Consider the following 20818-nt stretch of genomic DNA (forward strand, 5'->3'; position numbering starts at 1 on the left):
GGCTCAGATATCCTTGCGGATCGTCTCGTTCTTCGGGTCATAGGGGCTGTCGACGGTGACCTCGGCATCCCACAGCTGGTCGAACATCTTGACCTTCAGCTTCGTGCCCGGCACCGCCAGATCGGGTTCGACATAGCCCATGCCGATGGATTTGCCGAAAGCCACCGAATAGCCGCCCGAGGTCAGCCGCCCCACCTTGCGGCCGTCCAGATACAGCGCCTCGCGGCCCCAGGGATCGGCATCTTCGGGGCCGTCGATCAGCAGCGTGCAGCACTTGGCGCGGATGCCCTTGGCCAGCATCGCCTCCTTGCCGAAGAAGTCCTTGGACTGGTCGATGAAGCGCGGCAGATCGGCCTCGGCAGGGGTCGCATCGCGGCCCAGCTCGGTGCCGAAGGCGCGATAGGATTTCTCCTGGCGCAGCCAGTTCTGGGCCCGGGCGCCGACCAGCTTCAGGCCGAATTCCTCGCCCGCCTCTATCAGCTTGTCCCAGAGGTGGGTCTGCATCTCGATCGGGTGGTGCAGCTCCCAGCCCAGTTCACCGGTATAGGCCACGCGGATCGCGTTGACCGGCACCATGCCCAGCTCGATCTTCTTGGCGGAAAGCCAGGGGAAGCGCTTGTTCGACAGCGCGGTTTCGGGCTCGGCGTCGCGGATCAGCTTTTGCAGCACGTCGCGGGATTTCGGCCCCGCGATGGCGAAGACGCCCCATTGGGTCGTGACATCCTGCACGATGACCAGCTGACCGGTTTCGGCCATGAAATCCTCGGCTGCCTTCAGCAGGTAATCCTCGTCATAGGCCGCCCAGGCCCCGGCCGAGACCAGGTAATAGTCGTTCTCGGCGTTGCGGACGATGGTGTATTCGGTGCGCGTGGTGCCGGCGCTGGTCAGCGCGTAGGTCAGGTTGATGCGGCCGACCTTCGGCAGCTTGTTGCAGGTGAAGCGGTCCAGGAAGGCCGTGGCGCCGGGGCCCTTCACCGTATGCTTGGCAAAGGCTGTGGCGTCGATCAGGCCTGCGGTCTCGCGCACGGCCTTGGCCTCGGCCACGGCATATTGCCACCAGCCACCACGGCGGAAGCTGCGCGCGGCGTGATCGTCAAAGCCCATCGGCGCATAGTAGTTCGGACGTTCCCAGCCGTTCACCTGGCCGAACTGCGCGCCTGCGGCCTTCTGGCGGTCATAGGCGGGCGAAGTGCGCAGCGGACGCCCGGCTTCGCGTTCCTCGTCGGGGTGGTGCAGGATGAAGACGTGCTCGTAGGCTTCCTCGTTCTTGGCGACCGCGTAATCGGTGGTCATCCAGGGGCCGTAGCGTTTCGGGTCGAGCGAGGCCATGTCGATCTCGGCCTCTCCTTCGGTCATCATCTGCGCCAGATAGTAGCCGGTGCCGCCCGCGGCGGTGATGCCGAAGCTGAAGCCCTCGGCCAGCCACATGTTGCGCAGGCCCGGCGCCGGGCCGATCAGGGGATTGCCATCGGGGGTATAGCAGATCGGGCCGTTGAAATCGTCCTTCAGACCCACGGTTTCCGAGGTCGGCAGACGGTGGATCATCGACATGTATTCCTCTTCGATCCGCTCCAGATCGAGGGGGAAGAGGTCGGCGCGGAAGCTGTCGGGCACGCCGTACTGGAAGCGCGCGGGGGCGCCCAGCTCATAGGGGCCAAGGATCCAGCCGCCGCGTTCCTCGCGGACGTACCACTTGGCATCGGCATCGCGCAGCACGGGATGCTCGGCGCCGCCGTTCTTGCGGTATTCGACCAGCGCGGGGTCGGGTTCGGTGACGATGAACTGGTGTTCGACCGGGATCGCGGGGATCTTGATGCCCAGCAGCTTGGCGGTGCGCTGCGCGTGGTTGCCGGTGGCGGTGACGACATGTTCGGCGGTGATGACGGCGGTTTCCTCGGTTGGCACCAGGTTGCCGCCCTTTTCCCCCATCTTGGTGACGGTGACCTTCCATTCGGAACCCGTCCATTCGTAGCCGTCGACCTGCCACTTGCGCTCGATCAGCACGCCGCGCTGGCGGGCGCCCTTGGCCATGGCCATGGTCACGTCGGCGGGGTTGATGTAGCCATCGGTCGGATGGAAGATCGCGCCCTTCAGGTCATCGGTCATCACCAGCGGCCAGCGTTCCTTGATCTGCGCCGGGGTCAGCCATTCGTAGGGCACGCCTGCGGTCTCGGCCGTCGAGGCATAAAGCATGTATTCGTCCATCCGCGCCTGCGTCTGGGCCATGCGCAGGTTGCCGACGATGGAGAAGCCGGCGTTGAGGCCGGTTTCGGCCTCCAGGCTCTTGTAGAACTCGACCGAGTACTTGTGGATATGGGTGGTCGCATAGCTCATGTTGAAGAGCGGCAGCAGGCCCGCGGCGTGCCAGGTCGAGCCGGAGGTGAGCTCGTCACGCTCCAGGAGCATGACGTCGTCCCAGCCGGCGCGGGCCAGGTGATAGGCGATGGAGGTCCCGACGGCACCACCGCCGACGACAAGGGCCTTGACGTGAGATTTCATGAGAGCGGATTCCCTGCGAACTGTCTGTGTCCAGATCTAGCAGGCCCAGCGGGGCGGGATGGGTCCAGCCGACGCAATGCTGCACGAAACCGACAAGGCCCCGTCGCAGGCCCCGTTTTCGGCCTGTCGCGGGCAGGATATGGCGCGGGGGCGCTGCCCCCGTCGCCTGCTGCGCAGGCGCCTCCCCCGGCATATTTCGGGAAAGATGAAAGAGCGGGCGCAAGGGTGCTCAAATCGGGTCATGCCGTTGCAAGGCCAGAGAAAGTCTGTTTTGACATGTCGCGACCTTTCGCGGGGTATTAATCACCTCGCGGAAGGCGGCATCATGGCGCGAATCCGCAGCCCGTGCCGCGAATGAAACTGAGGGAGTGTCCGCCGATGAAGGTTCTTGTGCCTGTCAAACGCGTGATCGACTACAACGTGAAGGTCCGCGTGAAGGCGGATGGCAGCGGTGTCGATCTTGCGAACGTGAAGATGTCGATGAACCCGTTCGACGAGATTGCCGTGGAAGAGGCGATCCGGCTGAAGGAAAAGGGTATCGCGACCGAGGTTGTTGCGGTTTCCATCGGCGTCAAGCAGGCGCAGGAAACCCTGCGCACGGCGCTGGCGATGGGCGCCGACCGCGCCATCCTGGTGGTTGCGGCCGATGACGTGCATCAGGATATCGAGCCGCTGGCCGTCGCCAAGATCCTGAAGGCGATCGTCGCCGAAGAGGCGCCGCAGCTGGTCATCGCCGGCAAGCAGGCCATCGACAACGACATGAACGCCACCGGGCAGATGCTGTCGGCGCTGCTGGGCTGGTCCCAGGCGACCTTTGCCGGCGAAGTGGGCGTCGAGGGCGATGCCGCCACCGTCACCCGCGAGGTCGACGGCGGCCTGCAGACCATCAGCGTCAAGCTGCCCGCGGTCGTCACCGCCGACCTGCGCCTGAACGAGCCGCGCTATGCCTCGCTGCCCAACATCATGAAAGCCAAGAAGAAACCCCTGGCCGAAAAGACCGCGGCCGAGCTGGGCGTCGACGTGACCCCGCGGCTTGAGATCGTCAAGACCTCGGAACCCGCAGCGCGTCAGGCCGGCGAGATGGTGGCCTCGGTCGACGAGCTGGTGTCGAAACTGAAAGAGAAGGGGATCCTCTGATGGCTGTCCTGCTGCTTGCCGAGATCAACGAGGGCGCGCTGGCACTGGATGCCACCGCCAAGGCCGTGACCGCCGCCCAGACGCTGGGCGATGTGACCGTGCTGTGCCTGGGCGCCGCTGCCGGTGCCGAAGCCGCCACCATCGCCGGTGTGGCGAAGGTGCTGGTGGCCGAGGACGCCGCCCTGGCCCACCGCCTGGCCGAGCCCGTCGCGGCGCTGATCCTGTCCCTGGCGCCGGGCTATAGCCACATCGTGGCGCCGGCGACCTCGGATGCAAAGAACATCCTGCCGCGCGTGGCGGCCCTTCTCGACGTGATGATCCTGTCTGATGTCACCTCCGTGGTGGATGCGGATACGTTCGAGCGCCCGATCTACGCGGGCAATGCCATTCAGACCGTGAAATCCAAGGATTCGGTTAAGGTGATCACCTTCCGGACCTCGACCTTCGAGGCGGCGGGCCTGGGCAACGCCGCCCCGGTCGAGACGCTGGGCGCCGTGGCGGATCCGGGCCTGTCGGCCTGGGTCGAGGACAAGGTTGCGGCCTCGGACCGGCCCGAGCTGACCTCGGCGAAGATCGTCGTCTCGGGCGGGCGCGGCGTTGGCTCGGAAGAGGATTTCGCGCTGATCGAGGCGCTGGCGGACAAGCTGGGCGCGGCAGTGGGCGCCTCGCGGGCGGCGGTCGATTCGGGCTTTGCGCCGAACGACTGGCAGGTTGGCCAGACCGGCAAGGTCGTGGCACCCGAGCTGTACGTGGCGGTCGGGATTTCCGGGGCGATCCAGCACCTTGCGGGGATGAAGGATTCGAAGGTGATCGTGGCGATCAACAAGGACGAAGAGGCGCCGATCTTCCAGGTGGCCGATTACGGCCTGGTCGCGGACCTGTTCGCCGCCGTGCCGGAGCTGACCGGCAAGCTGTAAGGCCCTGCGAAGACGATGAAAAGGCCCGCCACGGCGGGCCTTTTGCATGCACGCTCAGGCGCGGCGGCGGGTCGACAGCAGATCCTGAAGGGGCGCTTCCATCTGCCTGGCGGCCTCGGTATGGGCGGCGACCGGCAGCACCCGCGCCGCCGCCGGCACCTCAAGCGCCGAGAAGACCATGCCCCGGGTCCCCTCACCCAGGGCCTGCGCCGAGGGGACCGCGATGACCTGCCCTGCCGCATGGGGGACAAGCGCCTCCAGCATTGCGCGGGTGACCAGGGCCGGGCCGGGGGCCGCGGGATCGCGGGCCTTTTCAGGGGGTGCATAGGCCGCAAACCACAGCAGCAGCACGGGGCCCGGCAGCGCCTGCAACAGCGCCTGCATCCGGGCGATCCAGATGCGCTGCAAGTCCGCCAACACGGTGTCGAACGCCTCGGGGGCGGCGGTGGCCAGGCAAGACATCAGGTGGCCGGTGAAATGGACCTCGGTGAAATCGACGGAGGGGGCCAGGCTGCGCAGCAGTGGCGTCGCCTGCAGGAAGCGGTCGTTGCGGCGCGGATGCACGGCATAGAAGCGGTTCGTCAGGTTCACCGCCCCCGGCACCTGCAGCACCACCGCCCGCGCCTGCCCGGCCAGCCGCTGCACGCCGGGATCCGCCAGCAGCGCATCGGGCCCCGCCCCCGGCCAGCCCAGGTTCACGCAAGGCAGGCCCAGCCGTGCCTCGATCCCGGCGGGAAAGGGCTGCGGGATGAAGCGCCCGTAGGTTTCGGCCCCCCCCAGAAAGGCGATGTAATCGCCATCCACCGGTCGCTTCGGCCCGCGGAACAGCACCCGCGACCCGTCATACCGGCATGGAAAATAATCGAGCCCCCCCTGGCCCATCGGTTCCAGTGTCATCGTACCCACCATCATTCACCCGGCGCACAGTCTGGCGGGCAGATGTTGCGAAAAGCTGAATTGGTGTGCAGCAGCGCCCCTGCCCTTCCGGTTCCGCTCTTGCGGCGGCGCAGCGACGCGGGCACATTGCCCCCGAGGTACAAGCAGGAGGGCCCTCATGGAGATCCAACGGGTAGGCGTGATCGGCGCCGGGCAGATGGGCAATGGCATCGCGCATGTGATGGCCATGGCGGGTTACGACGTCCTGCTGAACGACATCAGCCGCGAGGCGCTGGACCGCGGACTTGCCACGATCACCAAGAACCTCGACCGCCAGGTGAGCCGGGAAAAGATCACCGCCGAAACCCGCGACACCACGCTGGCGCGGATCTCGACGACGCTGACGCTCAGCGATCTTGGCCCCTGCGACCTGGTGATCGAGGCCGCGACCGAGAAGGAAAGCGTCAAGGACGCGATCTTCCGCGAACTTCAGCCGCATCTGGGCGAACAGACGATCCTGACCTCGAACACCTCGTCGCTGTCGATCACCCGGCTGGCCAGCCGCACCGACCGCCCCGAGCGGTTCCTGGGCTTCCACTTCATGAACCCGGTGCCGGTGATGCAGCTGGTCGAGCTGATCCGCGGCATCGCCACCGACGAGGCCACCTATCAGGCCTGTCTGGCAGTGGTCAGGAAGATCGGCAAGACCGCGTCCTCGGCCGAGGATTTCCCCGCCTTCATCGTCAACCGCATCCTGATCCCGATGATCAACGAGGCGGTCTATACGCTGCTGGAAGGCGTCGGCAACGTCGAGAGCATCGACATGGCGATGAAGCTGGGCGCGAACCACCCGATGGGCCCGCTGGAGCTGGCGGATTTCATCGGCCTGGACACCTGCCTGGCGATCATGAACGTGCTGCATGACGGGCTGGCGGACACCAAGTACCGCCCCTGCCCGCTGCTGGTGAAATATGTCGAGGCCGGCTGGCTGGGGCGCAAGACCGGCCGTGGCTTCTACGACTACCGGGGCGAGACCCCGGTGCCCAGCCGCTAGGCAGCCCGCAGCCTTGCATCGGGGTCAGACCGGCCGTGCCGGTCGCGGCCTTCCCTGGCGTCCCCTGTCGGGCTAGACGGGAACCGGGGAGGCTGAAAGGATCACGATGCAGACTGCCGACCTGACGCGCGCCCTGCGCCTTTTCATTGCCGCCTTCGGGGCGCTGGCGATCGCGATGGCGCTTGGGCTGCACAATCCGTTCTGGGCCGCGATGCCGGTCTGGGTGGTCAGCCAGCCCTGGCGCGAAGACCTGGTGATCCGTGGCGTGCTGCGGCTGGCGGGTACGCTGGCGGGGGCGGGATATGGCGTTGCGGTGCTGCATCTGGGGACCACGCCGCAGGTGTTGATCCCCGGGATCGCCCTGGGCGCGGGGCTGGGCGTCGGCCTCGCCTTCTGGATCGGCACCGTCTACAGCTATGGCGCGATGCTGTTTTCCATCACCTCGGCCGTGGTGCTGCTGCCGGTGGTGGCGACCCAGGCGAATGCGGTGGATCTGGCGATGGACCGGGTCTGGTGCACGCTGATCGGGGTCTGCATGGTGACGCTGGTCACCTTCTTCTTCACCCCGCGCCGCGACCAGGTGCCACCGCTGCGCCAGGCGCATCAGACCGGCACCGCCCTGCAGCGCGGGCTGATCGCCGCCGCGGCCGCGGCCCTTGGCATGGCGCTGACGCTGGGTCTGCCCGGCCCCGTCACCCTGGGCGGCGCGCTGGCGATCTGCATCTTCGGCACCATCCTTTCGGCCATGCCCGATCCCCGCCCGCCGCTGCGCTTTCTGGTGCCGGGCGTCGCCATCGCGGTGGCTGCGGCCCTTAGCTATCGCGGCCTGCTGGCGCTGTTCGATGTGCAGGACCTGCGGGTAATCCTGCTGATCACCGCCGCCTTCATCCTGGGCGGCGCCCTGCTGCGCGCCAGCCCGAAGACCGCGCCGCTGGGGCTGGATTCCAACATGTGCTTCCTGCTGGCGGGCGAAGTGGGCCAGCCGGGCCATCCGCTGGCGGTGCAGGCGGTGTCGTCGCTGGCGCTGCTGGGGGGCGCCTGCCTGTGCGTGCTGGTGATCCGCCGCCTGCTGAAACGCAGCCTGCCGGGCTAGGCCGGATCAGCCGCGCCCGACATAGGGCATCTTGGTCGCCATCAGCGTCATGTACTGCACATTGGCCGACAGCGGCAGGCTGGCCATGTGCAGCACCGCGCGGGCGACCTCAGCCACCTCGATCACCGGGGGCGGGTCATCGGATCCGGCGGTTGCGGCCTCGAACAGCTCGGTCCGGGCATTGCCGATGTCGATCTGGCCGCAGGCGATGTCATGGGCCCGCCCGTCCAGGCTGAGGCTGCGGGTCAGCCCCGTCACCGCATGCTTGGTGGCGGTATAGGCCACCGCCCCCTCGCGCGGGGCATGGGCCGAGACCGAACCGTTGTTGATGATCCGCCCGCCCATCGGCTGCTGCCGCCGCATCTGCGAGAACGCCGCCCGCGCGCACAGGAACATCCCCGTCAGGTTCACGTCCAGCAGGCGACGCCATTCGTCCAGCGACACCTCGTCGATGGGCGCCTGGGATCCGTAGGCGCCGGCGTTGTTGAACAGCACATCCAGCCGCCCGGTCTGCTGCACGAAGCCCGCGAAGGCGCCCAGAACCTGGGTTTCATCGGTCACATCGGCAGGCAGCACGATCGCGCGGCGGTAGTCCTCGGCCAGCGATTGCAGCACGCTTTCCCGCCGCGCCAGAAGGCCCACCGTCCAGCCGGCCTCGAGGAAGGCGCGGGCAGTGGCCCGACCGATCCCAGAGCTGGCGCCGGTGATGACGATGGTGTTCACTCGGGCTCCTCCGCCTCCAGCTCCAGCGTCGGGGCGGCGCCGCGCAGGTCCTCGATGCCCAGGGGCGCCTCGGGGCGGGACAGGCGGTTGCGCACCACCCAGTGCAGGCGCTGCTCGGCGCGGGTGATGGCGACATAGGCCAGGCGCTTCCACAGGGGCTGGCCGGCCTCGGCGCGGCCCATCTTGAAGGCGGCGTAAAGATCGGGCGCAAAGACCTGCACATCGGGCCATTGCGACCCCTGCGCCTTGTGGATCGTCACCGCCGCGCCATGCAGGAAGGTGGCACCCATATGGGCGGCGAAGGGGATGAAGGGCTCTTCCTCGTCGGGTTTCTCGATCTTGACGATCGAGGCGGCCGAGACCTGCGGGCTTTCCGCCCCCACCACATGCAACCGAGAGAACCCCCGCCGCTTGCCCGGCCCGAGGTAGATCACCTGCGCGCCCTTGATCAGCCCGCGGGCCTCAAGGTCCAGCCGCTTGCGGCGGTGCTTCAGCGGCAGTTCCAGCCCGTCGCAGATCAGCGGCTCGCCGGGCAGCAGGGCGTCCTCGGGGGCGCCGTGGACGGTGCGGAAGGCGTTGATCAGCCGGATCCGCGTCGCGTTGCGCCAGACCAGCACCGGCGAGCGCGCCATCAGCCCGGCCTCGACCCTTTGGGCGAACTGCACCCGTTCGTCGCGGCGGGCGGCCTCTTCGACCATGCGTTCGAACCGGTAGAAGTCGACCTCGGGGTCGGCCAGGGCATGGGCCAGGTCCAGGATCGGGTTGTCGGCATCCTGCCGGTGGATGCGCGCCAGCGTCAGCTTTGCGGGCTCGGGCAACGCATCGAAGACCATCTTGCCGGACTGGCCCACGGGCGCCAGCTGCGCCGGATCGCCGAACAGCACCAGGTTCGGGAAGATCTCGCGCAAGTCGTCGTACTGCTTTTCGTCCAGCATCGAGGCTTCGTCGATAAAGCCCACGTCCAGCGCCTCTTCGCGCCGCTTCCAGCCGGTGATGAAATCGGATCCCCGCAGCCCCGCCACCGCCAGCGCGGCCGGGATCGACTTGTTGGTCTCGTAGCTGGCCTTGGCGCGTTCCAGCGCCTCGGGGGTGATGGACTCGATCTCGGGACGCTCGCCGTGGCCTTCCAGCCATTCGGCGATGCGTTCGTATTCGGGATCATAGACCGGCTTGTAGAGGATCCGGTGGATCGTCGTCGCCGGCACGCCGCGCAGCCGCAGCACCGAAGCCGCCTTGTTGGTCGGCGCCAGGATCGCCAGCGACCGGCCCTCCTTGTCGCGCTTGGGCTCGTAATCGCCCGAAACGACGGCCAGACCGGCCTGCTTGCAGGCCTCGGCCAGCGCCGACAGCAGCATGGTCTTGCCAGAGCCCGCCTTGCCCATCACCGCCAGCACGCGCGAGCGGCCCTCCAGCGGGGGGCTGAGCGTGCCGTTTTCGATGTCGATGCCGGCGCCGCGCAGGCTGTCGGCCACGCGGTCATAGGCTTCGGCCTGGTCATGAGAGAAGGTGATCGCGGGCAGGGACATGGCCGGAGGCTAGCCGCTCGCGGGCCAAAGCACCAGAGACCGCGATGCCGGTGAACCTGCCGTCAGGCGGAATTGCAGGGCCAGGCAGGGCAGCGGCAGGATTGACGCGCGGCCACCCCTCAGCCGAGGCACGCCGCCCGAGCACGGGCACAGCCCCCTGTTCGGGGCCCCCGCCCGGCACCGGTCACGGGGCCCGAACAGGTCCACGACCCCGCATGCCCCCCAGCCCCGAACCGGCGCGTCCGGCAGGGGACTTGGGACCCCGGCACGGTCCCGGTACACCCGGCACTGGACCGGTACGCCTAACACGGCACCGGCACACCCGGCACGGCACCGGTACGCCCGGCACGGCACCGGTACGCCCGGCACGGCACCGGTACACCCGGCACGGGACCGACGCGCCCCGGCATCGGGGTCGGCACATCTGGCACGGGACCGCCCCCTGACCCCGGTCAGGCACAGGGCCAACCAGACAGGAAGAAGGGCGCGACCCCGCCCGGGACACGCCCTTTCGGTACCCCCTGCGGAGTCCCTGTCCCGCTGCCCCGGGATCAGTTGCGCCTGGAATAGGCGGATCCCTCGGCCAGGCCATGGCCGGTGCCGCGATTGCGGCGGGCCTCGTTACGCTTGCGGGCGATCTCGCCCTGCACAAGGCGCGTCGTCTCGGCCAGATGTTCGGCCACCGAATACATCGCCCGGTCCAGCGCGGCCTCCTGAAGTTCGGCCAGCACATCGACCATCCAGGCATCCGCCGAGATCCGCGCGAAGGCGGCCGCGTCCATGCCCGGAGCACTTCTGATATCGACCCGCATCTTGCACCTCACATAGCGGGCCCGGGGCAGTCCGGGCGCCACTGATCACCTGATTTGGAGACCATTTTCCGGCGCCCGCCCTAATAAAACGTTAAGGCCGGCAGGCCACCACGTCCTCGACGGTGCGCAGGCCGGTGCGCGGGGCCTGCACCAGCACCGCCATGTTGCCGGGCTTGTGCTGGTTGTTCATCATCTTGACATGGGCGGCGGGGATCTCGGCCCAGGGAAAGACCTCGGACATGCAGGGATCCAGGCGCCGCTCGACCATCAGCCGGTTGGCGGCCGCCGCCTGCTTGAGATGGGCGAAATGGCTGCCCTGCACGCGCTTCTGGTGCATCCACAGGTAGCGCACGTCGAAGGTGCAGTTGAACCCGGTGGTGCCCGCGCAGATCACCACCATGCCCCCCTTCTTGCACACCAGCGTCGACACCGGGAAGGTCGCCTCGCCCGGATGTTCAAAGACGATATCGACATTGTTGCCCTTGCCGGTGATGTCCCAGATCGCCTTGCCGAATTTGCGCGCCTCGGCGAACCAGGCCTTGTATTCGGGCGTGTTCACCGTGGGCAGCTGGCCCCAGCAGTTGAAATCCTTGCGGTTGATGACACCCTTGGCGCCGAGGCTCATGACGAAATCGCGCTTGTCCTCGTCGGAAATCACCCCGATCGCATTGCCGCCCGCAGCATTGATCAGCTGGATCGCATAGGATCCCAAGCCCCCCGAGGCGCCCCAGACCAGCACGTTCTGGCCGGGCTTCAGCTCATGCGGGTGATGGCCGAACAGCATCCGGTAGGCGGTGGCGAGCGTCAGCGTGTAGCAGGCGCTTTCCTCCCAGGTCAGGTGCTTGGGACGCGGCAGCAGCTGCTGGGCCTGCACGCAGGTGAACTGCGCGAAAGACCCGTCGGGGGTCTCGTAGCCCCAGATCCGCTGCGAGGGGCTGAACATCGGGTCGCCGCCGTTGCATTCCTCGTCGTCGCCATCATCCTGGTTGCAGTGGATCACGACCTCGTCGCCGACCTTCCAGCGGGTGACCTTGTCGCCCACCGCCCAGACCACCCCCGAAGCATCCGAACCCGCGATGTGATAGGGCGCGCCATGGCTGTCGAAGGGGCTGATCGGCACCCCCAGGCCCGCCCAGACGCCGTTGTAGTTCACCCCTGCCGCCATCACCAGGACAAGGACCTCGTGGCTGTCGGGCGTCTTCACGTCGACGACCTCCTGCAGAAAGCTCTTGTCAGGGGTGCCGTGACGCTCGCGGCGGATGCACCAGACGTGCATCTTCGCAGGCACGTGGCCCAGCGGCGGCAGCTCTCCCACGTCATAGAGTTCCTTGCGGGGGGCGTCATAAGGGGCAATGCCCGTGTCAGTGTCGAAAGCCATCACGTCCTCCTCCTCCTCGGGAGATGCCGCGTTGCAGAATCGCGGTTTACGTGACGAGAGATACGATCCGACGGGTAACATTGCAACCCATTCGACCGGTAATTGCGCAACTATATGTCTCACAGACGAAACATCCTCAGCCGGTCGCCGCCACGCCGGAGCCATAAATCCCTTGATTTACTGGCATTTCCTGGAAGGGCGATTGATTGCCCCCGTTCATCATCCTCCGACCAAGGTCCAAGACCTACAGGCATAGTGTCGCGCTGCGATGCAGAAGCTTGACGCGGATGCATTGTTTCGCACATACGATGGATGGAGAAATTTAATTACCTCTCAGAATCAGCGAGGCCGACATGACCGCGCACGACCCCAAGACCCCCACCGCCGCCCCCCGCAAGGACCAGCCCTGGCTGTTCCGCACCTATTCGGGCCATTCCAGCGCCGCCGCGTCGAACGCGCTTTATCGCGGCAACCTGGCCAAGGGTCAGACGGGCCTTTCGGTGGCCTTCGACCTGCCGACGCAGACGGGCTATGACAGCGACCACGTGCTGGCGCGCGGAGAGGTCGGCAAGGTCGGTGTGCCGGTCTGCCACCTGGGCGACATGCGGCGGCTTTTTGACCAGATCCCGCTGGGGCAGATGAACACCTCGATGACGATCAATGCCACGGCCCCCTGGCTGCTGGCGCTCTACATCGCCGTGGCCGAGGAACAGGGCGCCGAACGCGCGGCCCTGCAGGGCACGGTGCAGAACGACCTGATCAAGGAATACCTCAGCCGCGGGACCTATATCTTTCCGCCCGCCCCCAGCCTGTCGATGATCGCCGACGTCGCCGAATACTGCGCCGCCGAGCTGCCGAAATGGAACCCGATGAACGTCTGTTCCTACCACCTGCAGGAGGCGGGCGCGACACCGGAGCAGGAACTGGCCTATGCGCTGGCCACCGCCCAGGCGGTGCTGGACGCGCTGCGCCCACGGGTGCCTGCGGCCGATTTTCCCCGCATCGTCGGGCGCATCAGCTTCTTCGTCAACGCCGGCATCCGCTTCGTCACCGAGATGTGCAAGATGCGTGCCTTTGCCGAACTCTGGGACGACATCGCCCTGACCCGCTACGGCGTCGAGGATCCGAAATACCGCCGCTTCCGCTATGGCGTGCAGGTCAATTCGCTGGGGCTGACGGAACCGCAGCCGGAAAACAACTCGCACCGCATCCTGATCGAGATGCTGGCGGTCACCCTGTCGAAATCCGCCCGCGCCCGCGCCGTGCAGCTGCCCGCCTGGAACGAGGCCCTCGGCCTGCCGCGCCCCTGGGATCAGCAATGGTCGCTCAGGATGCAGCAGATCCTGGCCTATGAAACCGACCTGCTGGAATATGACGACCTGTTCGAGGGCAACCCCGCCGTCGAGGCCAAGGTCGCCCAGCTCAAGGCCGCGGCGCTCGAAGAACTGGCCAGCCTGCAGGCCATGGGCGGCGCCATCGCGGCGATCGACCACATGAAGGCGCGCCTTGTCGAAAGCAACGCCGCCCGCCTCTCCCGGATCGAGCGCGGCGAGACCGTCGTCGTCGGCGTCAACCGCTGGACCGAGGCTGAACCCTCCCCCCTCATGGGGGCCGACGGCGGCATCATGACCGTCGACGCCGGTGCCGAGGCCGACCAGCTGGATCGCCTCGCCGCCTGGCGGGCGGGGCGCGACGCAGACGCGGTTCGCGCGGCGCTCGATGCGCTGCGCGAAGCGGCCCTGGCGGGCGAAAACATCATGCCCGCCTCGATCGCTGCGGCCAAAGCCGGCGTCACCACCGGCGAATGGTCCCAGACCCTGCGCGCCGTGCATGGCGAATACCGCGGGCCCACGGGCGTTGCCGAGGGCCGCTCGAACCAGGCCGAGGGGCTCGACGATCTGCGCGACGCGGTCGATGCGGTCTCGGCCCGCCTCGGTCGGCGCCTGTCGATCCTGATCGCCAAGCCCGGCCTCGACGGCCATTCCAACGGCGCCGAACAGATCGCCTGCCGGGCCCGCGACTGCGGCATGCAGATCCGCTACGACGGCATCCGCCAGACCCCGGAACAGATCGTCGAGGCCCTGGCCGAAACCCGCGCCCATGTGCTTGGCGTCTCGGTCCTTTCCGGCTCGCACGTGGCGCTGGTGACGGAACTCCTCGAACGGATGCAGGCGCGCGGGCTCTCGCACATCCCCCTCGTCCTCGGCGGCATCATCCCCGAGGCCGACATCGCCCGGCTGCGCGCCGCCGGCGTCGCGCGGATCTACACGCCCAAGGATTTCGAGGTGAACCGCCTGATGGGCGATCTCATCACCTTGGCGGACCCCGGCGTCTCGGCCGCGCAATAGACCGGCCGGGCGCCCGCAAAACCGGCGTCCCGGCCCCCTGGCCGGGTTTTTGACCGGCCCGACAATGGACCCTGCCGCCCCGGGATGGCATCCTGGGGCCAGCCTCCCGGACATGCCGTTCCGGGGACGCCTTCCGGGGACGCGCCAGATGACCGACATCACCTGCACCGCCCGCATCACCGGCCGCGTCCAGGGCGTGGGCTACCGCGCCTGGACCCGACGCCGGGCCACGGCCCTCGCGCTGACCGGCTGGGTCCGCAACGAGGCCTCCGGCGCCGTCACCGCGCTCTTTCACGGGCCCGCGCCGCGCGTCGCCGAAATGCTGCGCGATTGCGCCCGGGGCCCCGCCCTCGCCCGTGTCACCGCGGTCGAGACCACCGCCGCCGACCCGCCCGGCACTGCCGGTTTCCGGGTCCTGCCCTGAACCGCCGCGCCGGATCCCGCCCGCGGCACAACCGACGAAAGGACCGATGCTGGCACGACTGATCACCGCCCTGGCCTGCAGCCTCGCACTGCTTCCCCGCCCCTCCGACGCCGCCCCGGCCACCAGCCAGGATCTGACGTTGCTGCGCCCGCAGGCGATTTCCTACGCCAGCACCGGCAGCTACACGCTGACCGCCACGCCGGCCTGGAAGGCCCTGGGACTGTCGCTGTTCCGCCCGACGGCCGTGGCCCCGCGCAGCGCCCGCTTTGCCGAAACGCGCCTGTCCTTCGCCGGCAATTCCGGCAGCCGCAGCGCGCAGTTCAGCTACGGCACCATCTGGCGCCGCGCCCTGCCGCGCGACAGGGTGCTGGGCGTCAATGCCTATCTCGACTTCGGCAAGCGCCCGGAACTGCGGCCGATCCTCGGCCAGATGACCCTTGGCGCGGAATACGAGGTCGCCCACCCCCACGGCTACCGCGGCGAGAACCTGGTCTTCGGCGGCAACATCTACCTGCCCTTCCTGAACTACACCGCCGCGAAATACGCCACCACCGTCGCCGTGCCCCGCCGCGGCATGGACAGCTATGTCCGCTGGAGCCACGCCGTCGATGACGATTTCGACGTCGGCGCCAAGCTCAGCGTGTTCCACTACCCGGCGACCTCGACCCGGGCCTCGCGCGGGATCGGCACCCTGGCCTTCACCGGCAGCTATTCCGGCGGCCTGCCCCCCGGCACGACGCTGAAAAGCGCCTTCTCCGGGCGCTATACCGAAGGCGGCGCGCTAGAGCCCACGGTCAGCCTGGCCCTGACCTTCGCCCGCCCCTCGGTTGCCGCGCTCGGCAACAAGAGCTTCGGCAGCCTGCAGCCCAGCCGTGCCTGCCATGTCATCCCCGGCGACCGCCGCATCGACCGGCTGGACTGTGGCCACAGCAGCTACCGCGCCGCCGCCGACCCTGCCGCGCGGCTCGGCTGGCAGACCTCGGCACCCGAAACCCTGGCCTCGGTGCCCAGCCCCGACCGTTTCCTGGGCTATTCTTCCCCCTACGTGCCCTGAGCCTCTCTTGCCCCTGCCGCCCCAGCCCCTAGTCTGGCCCCCAGGAGCGGAGGAGAGATCATGACCATCCACATCGGGGCCACCCCGGGAGACATTGCCGAAACCGTGCTGCTGCCGGGCGACCCCTACCGGGCCCGCTGGGCGGCACAGACCTTCCTGACGGCGCCGCGCCTGGTCAACGAGGTCCGTGGCATGCTGGGCTACAGCGGCACCTGGAAAGGCCATCCGGTGACCATCCAGGGATCCGGCATGGGGATGCCGTCACTGTCGATCTACGTCAACGAGCTGATCCGTGACTACGGCGCCCGGACCCTGATCCGCATCGGCTCCTGCGGGGCGATGCAGCCACGGGTGCAGCTGCGCGACATCGTTCTGGCAATGACGGCCTCGTCGATCTCGACCCCCTCGCGCGGCATCTTCCGAGAGCTGAACTTTGCCCCCTCGGCCGATTACGGCCTGCTGGCCGCCGCCCATGCCTCAGCCCGCGCCCGGGGCGTGCCGGTCCATGCCGGCGGCATCTACTCGGCCGATGTCTTCTACGACGAGCGCCCCGACCTCAACGACCAGATGACCCGCCACGGGATCCTGGCCGTCGAGATGGAGGCCGCCGAACTCTATACCCTCGCGCTGCGCCACGGCTGCCGGGCCCTGGCGGTGCTGACCGTGTCGGACCACCTGGTCACCGGCCAGGCCCTGCCCAGTGCCGAGCGCGAACAAAGCTTTGCAGATATGATTGAAATAGCCCTGGAGGCAGCCTTCACATGACATTCAAGACAGTCGAACTGGGCCGAGGTGGCCCGCAGGTCCCGCAGCTGGGCTTCGGCGCCATGTCCTTCGGCGGCATGTTCGGCCCGACGGACGAAGAGACCAGCTTTGCCTGCCTCGACGCCGCGATCGAGGCCGGGATCACCTTCTGGGACGTCGCCAACATCTATGGCATGGGCGTGTCGGAAACGATCCTGGGCCGCTACATGGCGGCGAAGAAACCGAAGGTGGTGCTGGCCACCAAGGCCAGCATCATCAACGGCCCGCCGCGCCGCATCGACAATTCCCGCGACCACCTGCTGGCCGAGATGGAGGGCTCGTTCAAGCGGCTGGGCGTCGACCGGGTGGACCTGTTCTATGCCCATCGCCACAACCCCGAAACCCCGATCGAACAGGTCGCAGAAACCATGGCCCGCTTCATCGAGGAAGGTCTGATCGGCGGCTACGGCCTGTCCGAAATCGCCCCCTCGACACTGCGCCGCGCCCATGCGGTGGCACCGGTCAGGGCGGTGCAGAACGAATATTCCCTCTGGACCCGCCAGCCCGAGCTGGGCCTCATCGACACCTGCGCGGAACTGGGCACGGCCTTCGTCGCCTTCTCGCCCCTGGCGCGCGGCATGTTCGGCGAAACCTCGGTGCGCCGCGAAGACATGCGCGAGGGCGATTTCCGCCTCAACAATCCCCGCTTCGTGGAACCGAACTTCTCCTTCAACCTCGCCTATGTCGAGGCTTTCCGGCAATGGGCCCACGGCAAGGGCTGGACGGTGGCCGGCGCGGCCCTGGCCTGGGTCCTGGCCCGCGGGCCCCATGTCATCCCGATCCCCGGCACCCGCACTGCCGCCCATCTGCAGGAATGGCTTGATGCCGCCCGGATCGAACTGGGCCCCGAAGAGATGGCTGAAATCGCCCGCATCCTGCCCACGGGCTTTGCCCATGGCGACCGCTACGGCGATCACCAGATGGTGGCCATCCAGCGCTATTGCTGAGACCGGGGCGGGGGGCTCTGCCCCCGTCTCCTTCGGAGCCTCCCCCGGAGTATTTCCGGCCAGATGACAGGGAACGCGGTTCTTCATCATCTGGCCATAAATACTCCCGCCGGAGGCTCCGACAGAGGCCAGAGGCCCGGCGCCGGATCTAGGTCGTGTTGACAAAACGGATTCGCACCGAGCCTTAGGCGTGATTCAAGCTGGTATCGGCGATCGAGACCAGCTTGGCACGAGACCTGATGCCGGATGAGGAGTGGGCGTTCTTTGAGCGTTTTGCCCTGGCGATCCGCGCTCCGAACCGGCGCAAACCCATCAACCACCGTCTTGTTCTCGATGGGATTTTCTGGATTGCCCGCACGGGCGCCCCCCTGGCGGGACCGGCGCGAAGAGTTTGGCAAGTGGTCGATCGCCTACCGACAGTTTCAACGCTGGACGCTGGCAGAGTTGTGGGAGGACATCATGGAGGCTCTGAACCAAAGCGGGGCGATGCCGGACGCCCTGCAGATGATCGACAGCACCGTGATCCGCGCCCAGCATCCACTGCCCGGCAGGGCATTGCGGCAGCAATGTCCCGAGAGGGAGGCGGCCGGCGCAAAAGGGGGACTCCGCGACAGGGTTTTGGCCGTTCGCGAGCGTCCGGTGGGAAAACGATCCGCAGGATCGTTTTCTGGACCACCTATCACTTAACGACCAAGATCCACCTCTGCGTCAACGCAGCAGGCCTGCCCATGAGAACCGAGATCACGCCGGGCCAGACATCCGATTACACGGGCTTCGATCTGGTCATGACCGACAACCTACCCGAGCCGAGCGTGCTGTTGGCCGACAGAGGCCATGATGCTGACAGCTTTCGGAAAAAGATGGAGGCGAGGAACGTGCTCGCCCAAATCCCCATGCGCAAATCAAGAAATATGCGCGTCGGCGTGGATCATTCCCTGTATTCGCTGCGCAACCTGGTCGAACGGTGCTTCAACAAATTGAAGAACGCTCGCCGGGTCGCAACCCGTTACGACAAGACCGCTGAGAGTTTCCTCGGCTTCATAGATATAACATCCATCCGCCTCTGGCTGCGCATTTTGTCAACATGACCTAGAGACCGTGGCTGCGATCATAGCCGTTCACCGGCGGCGACTGCCAGCCGGCAAGGGCGTCGGGCGCGGGCGCCAGGATGTCGATCTCCAGCGGATGGCAGCTGGCTTCGTCCGAGGAATGCTCTGACGCGCAATCGCCGCCCGGGCAGGCCGAGAGGGCCCCCAGAAGGTCGATCTCGGCCAGGAAGGTCAGCTGGTCGCCGGGGCGCACCGGGCTGGCCTTCATGAAGTACTGGCCGGTGTCGCGGGTGAAGCCCGTGCACATGAAGACGTTCAGCACGTCATGGACATGGGGTTCGGCCTCGGCCGCTGGCAGGTCCGTGGCCCGCGCCAGGGCCCGCGTCAGGTTGGAATGGCAGCAATGGTGGTACTGGCTGTCCGACAGCAGATTGCCGGTATAGGGATCGCAGCGGGTGCCGATCACGTCATGGACCGAGCCACCGAAAGCATCCATGCCGTACCATTCCAGGCTGTCCTCGACGATGGTGGCCATCGGGCGCAGAAAGGGGAAGGCCGACCAGAGGCGTTCTCCGGTCGTGACATGGGTGCCGTGCAGCGCGCGGGTCTTGCCGGAATAGAAACGCTCGGACAGGTCATGGGCATTCCAGAGGTTCAGGTCGCCCACTTGCGGCCCCCCGACCGAGCGGATGCGGAAGAAATGACCGGCCGGCACGCGAAAGCTGGCGGCATCGCGCGCCGGGGCGACCACCGTTTCGGTGACCCGCGCCGTGGCAAGGGCCGCCGCGTAGAGGGCCATGTCGGGCTGCGGCAGGGTTTCGTTCGGATAGCAGATAACGGGGGGAATGTCGCGGCGGGCCTGGGCGTCTTCGGGAATGGGGAAGGTCATGGTTTCTCCTGTTTGCGCAAGGGAAGCGGGCATGCGACCGAAAGGCAAGAGCCAGGAGGCGATCCGGGACCAGGGCGGCTGCGCTCCGATCCCGGAAGAGGCAGAACGGCGGACGGGCCCTCGCACGTCCCCCGCGATCCGGGCGGTGCGGCGTGGCACGTTCTGTACCGCCCTTCGGAACCGGCCGCGCCGGCGGCACAGGGCGGGGACCGGGCGCCCCCGGCAGAGGCCGGACAGACCCCGGGACGCCGAGAGAAACATCCGACGCCCCGGGCCCTGCCCATACCTGCCCCGTCCCTGAACGCTCTGGCGCGGGCCCGCAAGTGCCGGTCCGCAGAGAGGTGGGCGCCGGACGCAGGCAGGAGGCCGGGGGGCCGTCATCCGGGCCTCGGCCAGGCTGGGCGACGACATCCGGCGACGGAACGCCGCCAGAGCCGGCCGGGGCATGGCTGGACCTACAGACCCTGCAAACGCGCAGGATCACCCGGTCACCCGCCCGCAGATCCAGCGGCAGTGCGGCCGGACGCCCCTGGTAAAGACCAGCGGCGCTGTCTCAGGTGGGACCCTCAAGGATACGGGGACCGGGCGCCCCGGCGTCGCGCCCGGTCAGCTGCGGTTGGCGGATCGCCGCGCCCAGGGCTGCGGCCGACCCCGAGAACCTGCCGATATCCAGATGGATCCATGTGTGGATGCCCGGCTGAGGTCAGGGTGGCTTTGGCCAATTGGGATGAGTGATCGCTGAGGTCCTCTGTCAGGCCTGGTGCGCGGCGCTTTCCCAAGACCGCTGACCGGTATGGCGAGGTGCCTTCCCCCGCATGGCCGAACGCGATCTGCCCGGTGCCACCCCCTGGGCCAGGCAGAGCGTGATTTCGGCCCGCGCCCCCGCAGCCATGCGCCACCAGACGCCCCCGGAATGGCGCGCCCGACGGCAGAGTGCAACTGCGCCTGCCCCGCCCGCAGTGCGTGGACCTGCCCTGTGACCTGGGCCAGGTCCAGCACCAGAAACCGGCCGGGCCAAGCGGGTGCGGCGGACATAGGCCTCGGCCCGGGTCCCGTCCGGGCGGGCGGCAGCCCTGGGGCCGAGCCAATCCGGGGAAAGCGGATGCCGGGCCGTGACCTGCGCGGCAAGACCGTTCATCGCCACCTCCATGGACCCAGCCCTTCAGGACCCCTAGACGTTACCGTCGCTGCATGCCGCCCAGAGGTTTCGCCCTGATGTCCCCTCCAAAGTCTTCCAGAGGCTGCCCCTTTCGACAGGGGCGCCTGCGCTGGCATCCTGGCGGGCGTA

16 protein-coding genes and 1 pseudogene are annotated in these 20818 nt (G+C 67.7%); 10 read left to right on the plus strand and 7 right to left on the minus strand.

The window, feature by feature from the left end; genetic code table 11:
- Positions 1 to 3 precede the first annotated feature (3 nt).
- Positions 4 to 2499 (minus strand): GcvT family protein, encoded by a 2496-nt coding sequence (locus AC2ITM_RS13545; protein WP_486467161.1) that lies wholly within the window; start codon positions 2497 to 2499, stop codon positions 4 to 6.
- A gap of 378 nt (positions 2500 to 2877) precedes the next feature.
- Here AC2ITM_RS13545 and AC2ITM_RS13550 point away from each other — a divergent pair, with 378 nt between their 5' ends.
- Positions 2878 to 3636 (plus strand): electron transfer flavoprotein subunit beta/FixA family protein, encoded by a 759-nt coding sequence (locus AC2ITM_RS13550; protein WP_486467162.1) that lies wholly within the window; start codon positions 2878 to 2880, stop codon positions 3634 to 3636.
- Positions 3636 to 4553 carry an electron transfer flavoprotein subunit alpha/FixB family protein gene (locus AC2ITM_RS13555; protein ID WP_486467163.1) on the plus strand — a complete coding sequence of 306 codons (918 nt, stop codon included), beginning with the start codon at positions 3636 to 3638 and terminating at the stop codon, positions 4551 to 4553. Before AC2ITM_RS13550 ends, AC2ITM_RS13555 begins: the two co-directional genes overlap by 1 nt.
- Positions 4554 to 4607: 54 nt before the next feature.
- Here AC2ITM_RS13555 and AC2ITM_RS13560 read toward each other — a convergent pair whose 3' ends face one another.
- Positions 4608 to 5450, minus strand: coding sequence for a DUF6473 family protein (locus AC2ITM_RS13560; protein ID WP_486467164.1), 843 nt, complete (start codon positions 5448 to 5450; stop codon positions 4608 to 4610).
- Between the two features lie 157 nt (positions 5451 to 5607).
- Here AC2ITM_RS13560 and AC2ITM_RS13565 point away from each other — a divergent pair, with 157 nt between their 5' ends.
- Both AC2ITM_RS13565 and AC2ITM_RS13570 read left to right on the plus strand, forming a co-directional pair.
- The gene (locus AC2ITM_RS13565; protein ID WP_486467165.1) at positions 5608 to 6483 is read left to right on the plus strand and encodes a 3-hydroxybutyryl-CoA dehydrogenase; all 876 of its coding nucleotides are present in this window, start codon (positions 5608 to 5610) and stop codon (positions 6481 to 6483) included.
- A 106-nt stretch (positions 6484 to 6589) separates the two neighbouring features.
- Entirely contained in the window at positions 6590 to 7576 is a 987-nt protein-coding gene (locus AC2ITM_RS13570) for an FUSC family protein (RefSeq protein ID WP_486467166.1), read from the plus strand.
- 6 nt (positions 7577 to 7582) lie between these two features.
- Here AC2ITM_RS13570 and AC2ITM_RS13575 read toward each other — a convergent pair whose 3' ends face one another.
- The 4 genes from AC2ITM_RS13575 to ccrA all read right to left on the minus strand — a co-directional run bounded on the left by AC2ITM_RS13575 (position 7583) and on the right by ccrA (position 12015).
- A complete protein-coding gene (locus AC2ITM_RS13575) occupies positions 7583 to 8299 on the minus strand; it encodes an SDR family oxidoreductase (protein WP_486467167.1) in 717 nt (238 codons plus the stop codon).
- Positions 8296 to 9825 carry an ATP-dependent DNA helicase gene (locus AC2ITM_RS13580; protein ID WP_486467168.1) on the minus strand — a complete coding sequence of 510 codons (1530 nt, stop codon included), beginning with the start codon at positions 9823 to 9825 and terminating at the stop codon, positions 8296 to 8298. The genes AC2ITM_RS13575 and AC2ITM_RS13580 overlap by 4 nt, the downstream gene beginning before the upstream one ends.
- A 551-nt stretch (positions 9826 to 10376) precedes the next feature.
- Positions 10377 to 10607, minus strand: coding sequence for a hypothetical protein (locus AC2ITM_RS13585; RefSeq protein ID WP_486467169.1), 231 nt, complete (start codon positions 10605 to 10607; stop codon positions 10377 to 10379).
- A gap of 121 nt (positions 10608 to 10728) precedes the next feature.
- Entirely contained in the window at positions 10729 to 12015 is a 1287-nt protein-coding gene (ccrA, locus tag AC2ITM_RS13590) for a crotonyl-CoA carboxylase/reductase (protein WP_486467170.1), read from the minus strand.
- 353 nt (positions 12016 to 12368) lie between these two features.
- Here ccrA and AC2ITM_RS13595 point away from each other — a divergent pair, with 353 nt between their 5' ends.
- From AC2ITM_RS13595 to AC2ITM_RS13620, 6 genes and pseudogenes are all read left to right on the plus strand, one after another.
- Complete coding sequence (locus AC2ITM_RS13595; protein ID WP_486467171.1) at positions 12369 to 14363, plus strand: methylmalonyl-CoA mutase family protein; 1995 nt, start codon at positions 12369 to 12371, stop codon at positions 14361 to 14363.
- Between the two features lie 148 nt (positions 14364 to 14511).
- On the plus strand, positions 14512 to 14787 hold the full coding sequence (locus AC2ITM_RS13600) for an acylphosphatase (protein ID WP_486467172.1): 276 nt from the start codon (positions 14512 to 14514) through the stop codon (positions 14785 to 14787).
- Positions 14788 to 14833: 46 nt separating this feature from the next.
- The gene (locus AC2ITM_RS13605; RefSeq protein WP_486467173.1) at positions 14834 to 15841 is read left to right on the plus strand and encodes a hypothetical protein; all 1008 of its coding nucleotides are present in this window, start codon (positions 14834 to 14836) and stop codon (positions 15839 to 15841) included.
- A 60-nt stretch (positions 15842 to 15901) separates the two neighbouring features.
- Positions 15902 to 16606, plus strand: coding sequence for a purine-nucleoside phosphorylase (gene deoD, locus AC2ITM_RS13610; protein ID WP_486467174.1), 705 nt, complete (start codon positions 15902 to 15904; stop codon positions 16604 to 16606).
- A complete protein-coding gene (locus AC2ITM_RS13615; protein ID WP_486467175.1) occupies positions 16603 to 17592 on the plus strand; it encodes an aldo/keto reductase in 990 nt (329 codons plus the stop codon). Before deoD ends, AC2ITM_RS13615 begins: the two co-directional genes overlap by 4 nt.
- A 212-nt stretch (positions 17593 to 17804) precedes the next feature.
- Positions 17805 to 18680: pseudogene (locus tag AC2ITM_RS13620) on the plus strand (IS5 family transposase).
- Between the two features lies 1 nt (position 18681).
- On the opposite strand, the gene AC2ITM_RS13625 reads toward AC2ITM_RS13620, so the two are convergent.
- On the minus strand, positions 18682 to 19530 hold the full coding sequence (locus tag AC2ITM_RS13625) for an urea carboxylase-associated family protein (protein WP_486467176.1): 849 nt from the start codon (positions 19528 to 19530) through the stop codon (positions 18682 to 18684).
- Between the last annotated feature and the right edge of the window lie 1288 nt (positions 19531 to 20818).

The organism is Pseudooceanicola sp. NS-SX9 (assembly GCF_057380705.1).